General features: G+C 73.3%; 10 protein-coding genes and 3 tRNA genes. 3 read left to right on the forward strand and 10 right to left on the reverse strand.

Translation table 11 applies throughout. The annotated features are described in order from the left end of the window. The 7 genes from CCS38_RS22920 to CCS38_RS22950 form a co-directional block, all read right to left on the reverse strand. Positions 1-847 (reverse strand): glycosyltransferase family 39 protein (locus CCS38_RS22920; RefSeq protein WP_223735200.1); only part of this gene is annotated, 847 nt, incomplete at its 3' end. Then, a complete protein-coding gene (locus CCS38_RS22925) occupies positions 844-2,193 on the reverse strand; it encodes a bifunctional glycosyltransferase family 2/GtrA family protein (RefSeq protein ID WP_223735201.1) in 1,350 nt (449 codons plus the stop codon). The genes CCS38_RS22925 and CCS38_RS22920, both read right to left, overlap by 4 nt. Before the next feature lie 26 nt (positions 2,194-2,219). Then, positions 2,220-3,812, reverse strand: a complete 1,593-nt coding sequence (locus CCS38_RS22930) for a sensor histidine kinase (protein ID WP_223735202.1) — start codon at positions 3,810-3,812, stop codon at positions 2,220-2,222. Between the two features lie 15 nt (positions 3,813-3,827). Then, positions 3,828-4,580, reverse strand: coding sequence for a response regulator transcription factor (locus CCS38_RS22935; RefSeq protein ID WP_308050849.1), 753 nt, complete (start codon positions 4,578-4,580; stop codon positions 3,828-3,830). A gap of 198 nt (positions 4,581-4,778) precedes the next feature. Beyond that, positions 4,779-5,684: an amidohydrolase family protein gene (locus CCS38_RS22940; protein WP_223735209.1), complete on the reverse strand. Its 906-nt coding sequence runs from the start codon at positions 5,682-5,684 to the stop codon at positions 4,779-4,781. Further along, positions 5,681-6,583 carry a DUF2797 domain-containing protein gene (locus CCS38_RS22945; protein ID WP_223735203.1) on the reverse strand — a complete coding sequence of 301 codons (903 nt, stop codon included), beginning with the start codon at positions 6,581-6,583 and terminating at the stop codon, positions 5,681-5,683. Before CCS38_RS22945 ends, CCS38_RS22940 begins: the two co-directional genes overlap by 4 nt. 12 nt (positions 6,584-6,595) lie before the next feature. After that, a complete protein-coding gene (locus CCS38_RS22950) occupies positions 6,596-7,627 on the reverse strand; it encodes a GlxA family transcriptional regulator (protein ID WP_223735204.1) in 1,032 nt (343 codons plus the stop codon). Between the two features lie 71 nt (positions 7,628-7,698). On the opposite strand from CCS38_RS22950, the gene CCS38_RS22955 reads away from it, so the two are divergent. Next, positions 7,699-8,469, forward strand: coding sequence for an NAD(P)H-dependent oxidoreductase (locus tag CCS38_RS22955; protein WP_223735205.1), 771 nt, complete (start codon positions 7,699-7,701; stop codon positions 8,467-8,469). Between the two features lie 59 nt (positions 8,470-8,528). Here CCS38_RS22955 and CCS38_RS22960 read toward each other — a convergent pair. From CCS38_RS22960 to CCS38_RS22970, 3 genes are all read right to left on the reverse strand, one after another. Continuing rightward, positions 8,529-8,601: transfer RNA gene (locus tag CCS38_RS22960), tRNA-Arg, on the reverse strand. Between the two features lie 178 nt (positions 8,602-8,779). Further along, a tRNA-Arg gene (locus CCS38_RS22965) sits at positions 8,780-8,852 on the reverse strand. A 150-nt stretch (positions 8,853-9,002) separates the two neighbouring features. After that, positions 9,003-9,093 (reverse strand) — tRNA-Ser (locus CCS38_RS22970). 248 nt (positions 9,094-9,341) lie between these two features. On the opposite strand from CCS38_RS22970, the gene CCS38_RS22975 reads away from it, so the two are divergent. Further along, a complete protein-coding gene (locus tag CCS38_RS22975; RefSeq protein WP_223735206.1) occupies positions 9,342-9,845 on the forward strand; it encodes an SSI family serine proteinase inhibitor in 504 nt (167 codons plus the stop codon). Between the two features lie 370 nt (positions 9,846-10,215). Further along, a partial coding sequence (locus tag CCS38_RS22980; protein ID WP_223735207.1) for a PAS domain-containing protein occupies positions 10,216-12,402 on the forward strand: 2,187 nt, incomplete at its 3' end.

Consider the following 12,402-nt stretch of genomic DNA (forward strand, 5'->3'; position numbering starts at 1 on the left):
CGTTGATCCGGCCCAGGCCGTTGTAGCCGAAGGTCAGCTCCAGGAAGCTGTTGTTCTGCGAGCCGCCGATGTACGGGCGCGAGGCCGCGGGCCACAGCTCGACGAGCGCCACCCACCAGCCGCCCGAGACGAGCAGCGCGACCCCCGCGAGCAGCAGCTGCCCGATCCGCTTCCGTACGGTCGTGGGCGCGCAGACCGCATAGACCACGGCCAGCGGCGGCAGGATCAGCCACGCCTGCAGCGTCTTGGTGAGGAAGGCGAGACCGAAGCAGAGCCCGGCCAGCACCAGCCACTTCGTCCGCGCGTCCTCAAGTGCGCGCAGCACGCAGGCGATCGCGCAGACCATCAGCAGGCAGAGCAGCGCGTCGGGGTTGTTGAAGCGGAACATCAGCGCGGCAACCGGAGTGATCGCCAGCGCGCCGCCCGCGAGGAGTCCGGCACCCGCGCCGAAGCGCCGGCGCACGGTGGCATACAGCACGCCGACCGTCGCCACACCCATCAGCGCCTCGGGCACCAGGATCTGCCAGCCGCCGAGCCCGAAGAGCCGCACCGACAGGGCCATGGGCCACAGCGCGGCCGGCGGCTTGTCGACGGTGATCGAGTTCGCGGCGTCCGAGGAGCCGAAGAAGAACGCCTTCCAGCTCTCGCTGCCCGCCTGGACGGCCGCCGAGTAGAACTGGTTGGCGTATCCGGAAGCGCCCAGGTCCCAGAGGTAGAGCGCGGCGGTGACCGCGAGGAGGAGCAGCAGGCCGGGGCGTGCCCAGCGGGGGTCGGCGGGCCGTGCCGGGGGCTGCGGCGCGTGCGACGCGTCCGTCCGCGGCACGTCGTACGTCGGTGGGGCGGTCATCGGGTACTCCCGGAGTCGGTGCCCTCGTGGCGGGCGGGGGTGGTGCCCGGGAAGACCCAGGCGCGGAAGAGGAGGAAGCGCAGCACGGTCGCGGCGAGGTTCGCGGCGACCAGTACCGCCAGCTCCGTACCGTGCGAGGGGTCGCCGGCCGCCGCGTTCAGGGCCGCCAGCGAGCCGCTGGTCAGGGCCAGGCCGATGGCGAAGACGACCAGGCCCTGGGCCTGGTGGCGGACCGCGCGGTCGCGGCCCCGCACGCCGAAGGTGAGCCGCCGGTTGGCCGCGGTGTTGCCGAACGCGGAGACCAGCAGCGCCAGCGCGTTGGCGAGCTGCGGCCCGAGGCCGAGCCGGAAGAGCGAGTACAGCAGGAGGTACGCGACCGTGCTGAGCGCGCCGACCGCGCAGAAGCCGACCAACTGGCGGGCCAGGCCGCCCGGTACGCCGGTCAGCTGCCGGTCGCGCGGGTCGTCGCCGAAGGGCCGGGCCAGCCGGTCCAGCGGCAGCGCGCCGGTGGCCAGCGCGCGCCCCACCCGCCACACGCCCTTGAGGTCGTCGGTCGCGGTCTTCACGATGTGCACGGTGCTGTCCGGGTCGTCCACCCAGTCCACCGGTACTTCGTGGATGCGCAGCCCGGCCCGCTCGGCGAGCACCAGCATCTCGGTGTCGAAGAACCAGCCGGTGTCCTCGACCATCGGCAGCAGCCGCTCGGCCACGTCGCCGCGGATCGCTTTGAATCCGCACTGCGCGTCGCTGAAACGGGCGGCCAGCGAGCCGCGTAGGATCAGGTTGTAGCCGCGCGAGATGAACTCCCGCTTGGGACCGCGCACGACGCGCGAACTGCGGGCCAGGCGGGAGCCGATGGCGAGGTCCGAGTGGCCGGATATCAGCGGCGCAACCAGCGGCAGCAGCGCGTTCAGGTCGGTGGAGAGATCCACGTCCATGTACGCGAGGACGGGCGCGCCGGACATCGACCAGACGGTGCGCAGCGCCCGGCCGCGGCCCTTCTGCTCCAGCCGTACCGCGGTGACCTCGGGGATCTCGTCGTCGAGCCGGGCCGAGACCTCGGGGGTCGCATCGGTGCTGGCGTTGTCGGCGATGGTGATCCGGAAGCCGTACGGGAAGGTGCGGGCCAGGTGGTCGTGGAGCCGCCGTACGCACGGTTCGAGGTCGCGCTCCTCGTTGTAGACCGGGATCACGACGTCCAGGACGGTCGTGGTGCGGCCGGGGCGCAGATGCTCGCGCGGCGGCAGGGAGCCCAGCGGGACGGTGGTCCTTGCGGGCCCCGGAGCCGGGGCCTGGGCGGAGCCCGGGGCCGGTTGGGAGCCCGGGGCCGGCTGTGTCGTCGTCATGGGACCGACGTTCGTCGGCCCCGCTGTCACGACCGTGTGGTGAGGCTGTGGCCTGCCTGTGAGTCCTCGGCGCGGCCCGCGTCACGGGCCGCGGCAGGCTCCGCACCGGGCGTCGTACCGGGCGTCGTGGCGGCGTCCGGCGCGGCCGCTTCCGCCGCCAGCCGGACCGTGAAGACCGTCCGGCCCGGGGCGCTGGCCACGCCCACCTCGCCGCCGTGCGCGGCCACCACCGCGCGGACGATCGCCAGGCCCAGCCCGGTGCTCCCGGCGGCCCGCGACCGCGAGGCGTCGCCGCGCGCGAACCGCTCGAAGACGTGCGGCAGTGTCGCCGCCGGTATGCCCGGGCCGTCGTCCGCGACCTCCAGCAGGACGGCCGGGCCGTGCCGGGCCACCCGCGCGGTGACCGTCGTGCCCTCCGGGGTGTGCGTGCGGGCGTTGCCGAGGAGGTTGACCAGTACCTGGTGCAGACGTGCCGCGTCGGCCCGTACGAGCGCCGGCGCCTCGGGGAGTTCGAGCCGCCAGTGATGGCCGGGGCCGGCCGCGCGCGCGTCGCTGACCGCGTCCACGACCAGCGGCGAGAGATCGGTGCGCGCATACGAGAGGGGGCGTCCCGCGTCCAGCCGGGCGAGCAGCAGCAGGTCCTCCACCAGCCCGGTCATCCGGGTCGCCTCGGACTCGATACGGCCCAGCGCGTGCCGGGTGTCGGGCCCGGGGTCCTCGCGGCCGCGCCTGGTCAGCTCGGCGTAGCCGCGGATCGAGGCGAGCGGCGTACGCAGCTCATGGCTGGCGTCGGCGACGAACTGCCGTACCCGCGTCTCGCTCTCCTGACGTGCCGCCAGGGCCGAACCCACGTGCCCCAGCATCCTGTTGAGGGCCGCGCCCACCTGGCCGACCTCGGTACGCGGGTCCGCCTCGGCCGCCGGTACCCGCTCGTGCAGCGCCACCTCGCCCTGATGCAGCGGGAGTTCGGACACCCGGGTGGCGGTGGCGGCGACCCGGCGCAGCGGCCGCAGCGCGAGTCCGACCATGGAGGCGCCCGCGATACCCGCCGCGATCAGCCCGGCGGCCGTCACACAGATTTCGACCACGATGAGCGTGCCGACCGTCTCCTGCACCTGGTCCAGCGGGAAGCCCACGACGACCGAGCCGTCGCCCGTGGACTCGACCCGGTAGTCACCGAGTCCGGGCAGCGTGGCGGTGTGCGGCTCGCCGTCCCGGGGGACCGCCGCCAGCGCCCGGAGCTGCGCGTCGTCCAGGGCGTCGAGGTGGTCGGCGAGCTCGTGGCTGCCCGAGTCGTTGCTCTTCGCGCCGCGCGCGAGGTCGCCGTCGGGCGCGGTCCGGGCGCCGACGGTGCCGATCGGCTGGCCCGGCATGGCGATGAAGTCCAGGCTCTGCCGCTTCAGCGGATCGTGCGCGACCGGGCCGCTCTGCGTGCGCCGGACGGAATCGCCCAGCTGGTGGTCGAGCTGGTTCTGGAGGTAGTCGTGCAGCGCGATGGCGGTGACCGTACCGATGACGGTGCCGACGACGGCGATCAGCGCCACCGCGGCCACCACCAGCCTGGTACGCAGCGACCACGGGCGGCGGCGCACCGAACGGCCGCCGGGAGTACGGGACATGGCTGCTCTTCCCGTCTACTCGCCGGGCTTGATCAGATATCCCGCTCCGCGCCGGGTGTGGATCATCGGGCTGCGGCCCGCGTCGATCTTCCGCCGCAGGTAGGAGATGTACAGCTCGACGACGTTGGCCTGGCCGCCGAAGTCGTAGGACCAGACCCGGTCCAGGATCTGGGTCTTGCTGAGCACCCGGCGCGGATTGCGCATCAAGTACCGCAGCAGCTCGAACTCCGTGGCCGTGAGGTGGATGTCCACCCCGCCGCGCGAGACCTCGTGGCTGTCCTCGTCCAGCAGGAGGTCGCCCACCGCGAGCACCGACGAGGGCCGTACGGCGGCGGCACCGGCCCGGCGCAGCAGCCCGCGCAGCCGGGCGACCACCTCCTCCAGGCTGAACGGCTTGGTGACGTAGTCGTCGCCGCCCGCGGTCAGCCCGGCGATGCGGTCCTCCACGGCGTCCTTGGCCGTGAGGAAGAGGACCGGCACATCGGGCAGGTCGCGGCGGAGCCGGCCCAGTACGGTCAGGCCGTCCATGTCGGGCAGCATGACGTCCAGGAGCACCGCGTCCGGCCGCCACTCGCGCGCGGCCCGCAGCGCGCTCACGCCGTCCCCGGCGGAGCGGATGTCCCAGCCTTCGTACCGCAGCGCCATCGACAGCAGGTCGGTGAGCGACGCCTCGTCGTCGACGACGAGCACGCGCACCGGACTCCCGTCGGGGCGCAGCAGTTCCGGGTGCTTCTTCACGGAGGGCGGCGAGCCGGCAGTGGCAGTCATGCCCACCAGCCTGGCCGCGGCCTCTGAGAACCCCCTTTCGGGTTTCTGTGAATCAGCTGAGAAACGCAGGCAGCGGGGTGCACGACCGGCTGGGCCGCCCCCCGCGCGGTCCAGCCGGTCTCACTGGTAAAAGCATGGCAGGCACCACTGACAATCGGCTGTGCGCGCGGGGGCGGCCGTCGGTGGGGCGGTCCTCCGTCAGAGCTCCAGCAGCCGGGCCGCGTTGCCGTAACAGACCCCGCGCAGCCAGTCGTCGCCCAGCTCCACCCGCGTCAGCGCCTCCAGCGCGTGCGCGTAGCCGTACGGGATGTTGGGGAAATCGCTGCCGAACAGGATCCGGTCGCCGAGGTCCGCCAGCCGCCCGCGCTCCTCCCGCGGGAACGGCGCGGCCCGTTCGGCGAAGTCGGTGAAGTTCATCGTCGTGTCCAGGTGCACGCTCTCGTAGCGCTCGGCCAGGTCGAGGAAGTCGGTGTACTCGGGCATCCCCATGTGCGCGACGACCAGCCGCAGCCGCGGGTGCCGGGCCAGTACCCGGGCGACCGGCTCGGGCCCGGTGTGCTTGCCGGGCGCGGGCCCGGACCCGCAGTGGACGACGACCGGCGCCCCGGCGTCCTCGATCAGCCCCCACACCTCGTCCAGCCGCTCGTCCGCCGGGTCGTACGCGCCGACCTGCACATGTGCCTTGAAGATCCGCGCCCCGCCCGCCAGTTCGTCCCGTACGTACTCCGCCGCGCCGTCCTCGGGGAAGAACGTCGCGGTGCGCAGGCAGTCCGGCGTGCGGGCGGCGAAACCGGCGGCCCAGCCGTTCAGCCACTGGGCCATGCCGGGCTTGTGCGGGTAGATCATCGAGGTGAACGCGCGGACGCCGAAGCCGCGCAGCACGGCGAGACGTTCCTCCTCCTCGTACCGGTACGTGATCGGCCACTCCCGGCCCACCAGCGGCCCGGCCGCGTCGAAGTACGCCCAGACCTTGGCCAGCACCCGCTCCGGCATGAAGTGCGTGTGCACATCGATCAGTCCGGGGAGCCCCAGCTCCCGCCAGAACGCCCCGACCCGCTCGTCCCCTTCGGCCGCCGCCCCGCCCGGCCTCTCCGACGCGTTCAGAACAACCCCTCCTGCCGTCCCTCGTCCGTACCGCTGTCCGCACGGACCACGTCCGCCGTGGTCACCTTCCCGGCCGCGGCACGCAGCACCCACCCGGCCAGCAGCCGGGCGTCCACGACCAGCACCGGCCCCGTACCGGCCTGTTGCAGGTACAGGTCCGATCCGGCCGCCGCCAGCACGGCCCCGACGATCTCGTCCCCCGCCCGCAGCGCCGCGATCCCCGCCGGCGCCTCCGGCTCCGCCGGGATCCGGTCCAGCCCGAACACCTCGGAGTGATCCACGTACGCGTACGGCGCGGCCCGGAGCGCCTCCGGCCAGCCCGGCAGCGACCGGGCCTCGTCGTGCAGCGCGGCCACCGCGGCGGCCCGCTCGGCGGTGGGCGGCAGGGCCCGCCGCGCCGCCCGCTTCTCCGCCTTCCCGAACCGGTCCCGCACCGCCAGCGCGCTCCCCAGCAGCGCCTCGGCGCGCCGCGCGGCCATCAGCGGCCCGCGCCCCAGCCAGGAGTACCCGACCGCGCCCTGTTCCAGCAGCCGGGCCGCGCCCCGCTCGGCCGCGGTGATCCCCACCTTCAGCAGCCCGGGCCCGAAGTACGCCAGGTACACGGCGTACGGGCGCGGATCGTCCGCCATCGTGTCGGCGGCCACCGACCGCGAACGGTCCAGCCGCGCACAGTCAGCGCACTGGTCACGCGCGCCCGCCCCGTCGAGCACCGCGGCGTACGGACAGACGGTCCACCGGCCGGCCCGCCGCACGCCGAGGCAGCGCCGCTCGCCCTCCAGGGCGAACGCCAGCGGCTTGCCGGCCGGCAGCGCGCTCCGCCGCTCCTCGCCCCGCTCCTGGTGATACCAGCCGAGCCCGAAGGCGCCGTCCGTCCACCGCGGTCCCGTGCACCGCCACATGGTCCCGCCCCCTCACACCGCGGACATGGCCTGTTCCCCGCGCTCGACGGGGCCCTCGGGCGTTCCCGGCCCCCGGAACGTGCTCCGGTACTGGCTCGGCGACACCCCCAGCGCCACCTGCAGATGCTGCCGCAGCGACGCCGCCGTGCCGAACCCGGCGTCCGCCGCCACCCGGTCCACCGACAGGTCCGTCTCCTCCAGCAGCTGCCGCGCCCGCTCGATGCGCTGCTGCGTGAGCCACTGCAGGGGCGAGACCCCGGCCTCCTCCCGGAACCGCCGGGTGAAGGTCCGTACGCTCATCGACTCGCGCGCGGCCAGCTCGCGCAGGCTCAGCGGCCGGTGCAGCTGTTCCAGTGCCCAGGCCCGCGCCCTGGCCGTCGTGGCGAACTGGCGCTCGGGCACCGGGCGCCGGATGAACTGTGCCTGGCCGCCCTCGCGGTGCGGCGGGACGACCGTGCTCCGCGCGACCTCATTGGCCACCGCGGCGCCGTGGTCGCTGCGCACCATGTGCAGGCAGAGGTCGATGCCGGAGGCGACCCCGGCCGAGGTCAGGACGTTGCCGTCCTCGGTGTAGAGCACATCGGGATCCACCCGCACCGCGGGGAACAGCCGCCGGAAGTCCTCCGTGGACCGCCAGTGCGTGGTGGCCCGGCGGCCGTCCAGCAGGCCCGCGACGGCCAGCACGAAGGCGCCCGTGCAGATCGACGCGACCCGGGTGCCCGGCCTGATCCGGCCGAGCGCCGCGGCGAGCGGCGCGGACAGCCGCCCGTCCTCCGGGTCGTAGTCCTCGTGCGAGGCCGGCACGACGACCGTGTCCGCCTCGGCCAGTGTCTCGGGCCCGTGCGCCACACTGATCGTGAAGTCGACGTCCGTCCGCACCTCACCGGGCTCGACGGCGCAGGTCACCACCTCGTACAGCGGCTCCCCCGCGGCCGACCGGGCCTGCCCGAAGATCCGGTGGACGATGCCCAGCTCCATCGGCAGCAGACCGTGCCGCACCAGGACCGCGACCCGGTGCCGCCCGCTCTCCGTGAAAGCACCCATGGCCCGATTCTTTCACACCATGGCCATCAGGCCACTCGTTTCGGGCCATCGCCCCACGGACGATCGAGGACATGAAGATTCTCTGGCTTTTCGCCCACCCCGAGCAGCGCTCCCTGAACGGCGCACTGAAGGACGACGGCATCGCCGCCCTGCGCGCCGAAGGGCACGAGGTCCGGGTCTCCGACCTGTACGCGATGAAGTGGAACCCGGTCGTGGACGCCGACGACTACGGCCACGACCCGGCCGACCGGCTGGACGTCGCCCACCACTCGCGCGAGGCGTACGAGAGCGGGCGCCTCGCCCCCGACATCGCCGCCGAGCACGACAAGCTCGACTGGGCGGACACGGTGATCATCCAGTTCCCGCTGTGGTGGTACGGGATGCCCGCGATCCTCAAGGGCTGGTTCGACCGCGTCTTCGTGAAGGGCTTCGGATACGGCGTCTTCGACGAGGCCACCGGGCGCACGCTGCGCTACGGAGAGGGCCGGCTGGCCGGAAAGCGCGCGATGGTCGTGCTCACCGTCGGCGCCCGCGAGCACGAGATGGGCCCCCGCGGCATCAACGGCGGCCTGGACGCCGTCCTCTTCCCCCTCCAGCACGGCACGCTCTGGTACGCGGGCATGTCCGTCCTGCCCCCGGTCCTCGTCGCCGGCGCCAACCGCTTCTCGCCCGAGCAGTACGCCGAGGCCGCCGCCCGGCTGCGCGAGCGCCTGAGCGCCCTCGCCACCACGCCGCCGATCCCGTACCGCTCCCAGAACGGCGGCGACTACGACGCGAATCTGACCCTCCACCCGCATCTCGCCCCGGGCCGGGAGGACCTGCGCATCCACCAGGAGGGCTGACCGCGCGCCGGGAACGACGAAGCCCCCTCCGGGCGACCCGGAGGGGGCTTCGTGCACTGTGCGCTCGGCAGGATTCGAACCTGCAACCTTCTGATCCGTAGTCAGATGCTCTATCCGTTAAGCTACGAGCGCCTGGCTTTCCGGCCATCTGTTCGACCGGGCAGCGATGCGCAGACAACATTACATGACCGGCGACGCCAGACGAAAACGCCGCATCGGGCGACGACAGCGGTAACGCGGAGCTCCGAGGCAACGCGTCACAGCAACGCAAAAGCCCCGTCGATCTCTCGACGGGGCTTTCGGCGCACTGTGCGCTCGGCAGGATTCGAACCTGCAACCTTCTGATCCGTAGTCAGATGCTCTATCCGTTAAGCTACGAGCGCTTGACTTCCCGGCCTTCTTTTCGGCCGGTCGGCGTTGCGGGAACAACATTACATGAGCCGGGCCGTAGCGCGAAATCCATTGACCGGACCCCGCCTGACCTGCGGAAACAGTGAAGCCCCGACCAGATGGCCGGGGCTTCACCCACAGTGCGGAGGCGGAGGGATTTGAACCCTCGATGGGCTTTAAGACCCAAACCGCATTAGCAGTGCGGCGCCATAGACCGGACTAGGCGACGCCTCCACGCAACGCCACCCGCGCGAACGCGATGTGGTGTGTGCAGATGATGGCACAGCTCAGCGTGCTGTCACCAATCGAGCTCTACGGTACTAGGCACACGGGCGGCTGAGCAAAGCACTTCCCGCCCGTACGGACCGGCGTCGCGGCGCGCGACACAGCGCTCGGTCGCCGTGCGCGGTCGCGCGGTTGCGCAACGTACGGCGCGGTGGAGCGTTAGGAGGGGCAGGGGGTGCCCGCCCCCTCCCGTCCCCGTGTCCCACGCCCTGGAGAACCCGATGGCGCTGCGCCGCATTGCCGCACTCGTCCTGACCGCCGCCACCTGTGCCATCACGCCCGCCGTCGGCGCGCCGACGGCCGGTGCCGCCACCCCGGCCATCACCCCGTCGGCGCAGCACCGGCTGATGCCGGTCCCGCTGTCGGACGGCGGGGACCGCCTGACGGTGACCGTCAGGGAATCGGGCAGTACCGCGATGGACGGAACGCACGAACTGAAGTGCCACCCCACCGGCGGCGACCACCCCAAGGCGAAGGACGCGTGCCGGGCACTGGACAAGGCGACGCGCTGGGGCAAGGACCCCTTCGCGCCGGTGCCGTCCGACGCGGTGTGCACGATGCAGCACGGCGGGCCGGCCACCGCACATGTCACGGGCCGCTGGGCCGGGCGCCCGGTGGACGCCACCTTCAAGCGCGACAACGGCTGTGAGATCGGCCGCTGGGACAAGCTCGTACCGCTGCTGCCCTCGGCCGCTTCCTGAGCCGCCTCCCGGGAGAGCCCGCCGGCGGAGCCCCAAGTCGACTCAAAAGCCGACGTCAGGGCGGTGCCGGGAGACGGGAGCCGAAGACGGGCCGGACGGAAGTTGAGGTTCCGCTTCCCGTGAAAACCGGTCGGACGCGCGCGAAAACCGGCCGGGTTTCGTGCCCAAGTAGGGCCCCAGATCAGGACGCGGGGCACATGTCGGGCGTGCGCCGAGTCGCACAAGGCCGTGGCATTACCTCCTCGTCATCCGCCTCCGCGTCCCCGCCCGGTGCCCGTAGACTCCCTTCCAGTGACACGCCACGGTGGGTTTCAGTCACACACCACGGTGGGTGTCGGCAAGATGCGGTCACCAGGGAGGAAGCGTCGTCGTGAGCAGCAGGCCATCCCGAGGCGCTGCTCGCCTCGCAGCCATACTCGACGCCTTGCCCGACGCATTGTTGCTGGTCAACTGCAACGGCACGGTCGTCAACGCCAACACCATCGCGCTGGAGACGTTCGAGGCACCGGGCACCGCTCTGGTGGGCCGCGGCCTGCTGGACCTGCTCCCGACGTTCGACTCCAAGCGCATCCCCGGCTCCATGCGGCGCCCGGACGACAGCGCGCACCAGGGCGGGCGGCAGAAGCCGACGCGCATGGTCGCGCGGCGCACGGACGGTACGGAGATGCTGGTCGAGGTGACCAGCGCCAACCTGGAGGACGGCCGGACCCCGTACGAGTCGGCCTTCGAGGCGGCGTACGCGGACCACCGCTCCTCGTACACCGGCGACGAACTGCTGATGCTCGTCGTCCGCGACCTCTCCGGACAGCTCGACATCGAGAGCGAACTGGCCCGCCAGCAGCGCCAGACCGAGATGATCCTGCGCGCCGCCGCCGAGGGCGTGGTCGGCGTGGACGCGGACGGCAAGGTCGTCCTCGTCAACCCGTCCGCCGCGCAGATCCTCGGCTACCGGGCGAGCGAGCTGGGCGGCAAGGAACTGCACCCGCTCATCCACCACTCGCGCGCCGACGGCACCCCCCTGCCCTGGGCGGACACCCCGCTCGCCGACACGCTCAAGTCCGGCCGCAAGCACCGCGTGCGCGCCCAGGTCCTGTGGGCGAAGGACGGCCGCGCGGTCTCCGTCGACCTCACGACCGCTCCGGTACGGGACGGCGACCAGCTCGTCGGCGCCGTCATGACCTTCACCGACCGGCGCCCGATGGACGCGCTGGTGGCACGGCAGGCCCAGCTGCTCGCCGTACTGGACCAGTCGCTGCGCGGCCCGCTGGAGCAGCTCCGCACCGAGCTGGGCACCCTGGCGTCGGACCCCGCGGGCCAGCTCTGGCCGGAGGCCAACCAGGTACTGCACCACCTCACGGCCGGGTACAGCCGCATGACGACGCTGGTGGACAACGTCCTCAGCTACCAGCAGCTCGACGCGGGCACGGACAAGCTGCAGCGGACCGAGGTCTCGCTGGACGCGGTGGTCGCCGCGGGCGTGGAGGGCGCGGTCGAGCTGATCGGCCCGGGCCGCGCGCAGTTCGCGGTGCACGCGCCGCCCCTGAAGGCCGAGGTGGACGCGGCGCGGCTGGCGCAGGCGCTCTCGCACCTGATCGCCGATGTCGCGGGCGTCGACTCGACGGGCAACACGCCCGCGGGCGCGGCGCCTGCCGGTGACTCCACGATCGTGGTCGCGGCCGCCAAGCGCGGCGCGGTCGTCCGCATCGAGGTGCGCGGCCCGTACAGCGGCGGCGACCCGGTGCACGGCCCGATCGTGCGCGGCATCGTCCGGCTGCACGGCGGCGTGCTCCAGACCCACGAGGTACCGGGCGGCGCGGGCGGCAGCGCGTACGTCCTGGAGGTACCGGTCAAGGCGGACGGCTCGGCGGCACCGGCCGGACAGCAGGTCGGCGGCACGGACGGAACGGTGGAGATGCCGGCGTCCGGGGCGGATGCCGGCAGCGGTACCGGTGCTGGTGCTCGTGCCGGTGCGGCTTCTGCGGAGGACAGCCTCGGTGCCGGTGTTGCCGGTGGCGAGGGGCCCAGCGCGAAGGCCGTGCCGCCGGGCGGACGGCGGCGGGGCAAGCCGGAGCAGGAGTCCGCGGGTGGCGGGCTGCCCGCGCTGCCGGCCGCGCCCGCTCAGGGTGCCGCGGACGCCCAGCAGGGACAGCAGCCGGGCGGCCGACGGGCCCGCCGTGCGCTCTCCGACACCGCCGGACGCTCCGTTCCGAACCAGCTTCCCGCCCATGTACCGGGGGGCCAGGGGGCGCATCAGGGAGCGAACCAGGGTACGAACGCGCCGCAGGGCGGTCCTGAGCAGCCGTCACGGTCCGCCGCGAGCGCGCTGACCCCGGCCGCGGGGCCGGGCCGTCCGGGGCCGGGCCGTCCGGGATCGGGCCGTCCGGGATCGGGACAGCAGCCCGGTGGGCAACCGCAGGGTGGCCAGGGCGGTCAGGGTGGCCAGGGCGGTCAGGGGCCCGCTGGGCTCAGCCCCGCGCGCTCCGGTGGCGCGCCGGCATCGGCGCCCGCCGGGCAGCAGGCGCCCGCCGGACAGCAGGGCCCGCGCACGCCCTTCGCG

Origin of the sequence: Streptomyces purpurogeneiscleroticus, from assembly GCF_020024005.1 — a bacterium.
Lineage (GTDB): Bacteria > Actinomycetota > Actinomycetes > Streptomycetales > Streptomycetaceae > Streptomyces > Streptomyces purpurogeneiscleroticus.

Coding starts and splice junctions, on each gene's coding strand:
- CCS38_RS22950 (WP_223735204.1), bottom strand. CDS start 7,627: ATGGGTGCTTTCACGGAGAGCGGGCGGCACCGGGTCGCGGTCCTGGTG.
- CCS38_RS22935 (WP_308050849.1), bottom strand. CDS start 4,580: ATGACTGCCACTGCCGGCTCGCCGCCCTCCGTGAAGAAGCACCCGGAA.
- CCS38_RS22930 (WP_223735202.1), bottom strand. CDS start 3,812: ATGTCCCGTACTCCCGGCGGCCGTTCGGTGCGCCGCCGCCCGTGGTCG.
- CCS38_RS22955 (WP_223735205.1), top strand. CDS start 7,699: ATGAAGATTCTCTGGCTTTTCGCCCACCCCGAGCAGCGCTCCCTGAAC.
- CCS38_RS22925 (WP_223735201.1), bottom strand. CDS start 2,193: ATGACGACGACACAGCCGGCCCCGGGCTCCCAACCGGCCCCGGGCTCC.
- CCS38_RS22945 (WP_223735203.1), bottom strand. CDS start 6,583: ATGTGGCGGTGCACGGGACCGCGGTGGACGGACGGCGCCTTCGGGCTC.